The following is a 275-nucleotide window of genomic DNA, read 5'->3' as shown; positions in this document are numbered from 1 at the left end:
GTTTATTAGCGACGTCGATGAGATCCTCCACTTTTCGGAACTCGGCGTGGTATTCCTGATGTTTATCATCGGCCTTGAGTTGAATCCCTCCAAACTTTGGCAACTGCGGCGTTGGATTTTTGGCGTAGGCGCGGCACAGGTGCTGTTAAGCGCGGCGTTGCTGGCGGGATTATTGATGCTGACGGATTTCGCCTGGCAGGCGGCGGTGGTCGGTGGCATTGGCCTTGCGATGTCTTCAACTGCAATGGCGTTGCAATTGATGCGTGAGAAAGGGA

1 protein-coding gene is annotated in these 275 nt (G+C 54.2%); it reads left to right on the top strand.

Features of this window, described 5'->3' with window-relative positions:
• Nucleotides 1–275, top strand: a 275-nt coding sequence (locus LI149_RS15135) for a cation:proton antiporter (RefSeq protein WP_227143621.1), incomplete at both ends; no start/stop codon positions are given.

It is taken from the genome of Dorea sp. 210702-DFI.3.17 (assembly GCF_020560825.1).
Classification (GTDB): domain Bacteria; phylum Bacillota; class Clostridia; order Lachnospirales; family Lachnospiraceae; genus Dorea; species Dorea formicigenerans.
Note: the sequence above shows the minus strand (reverse complement) of the source record. Positions and strands in the feature narration are given on the sequence as shown.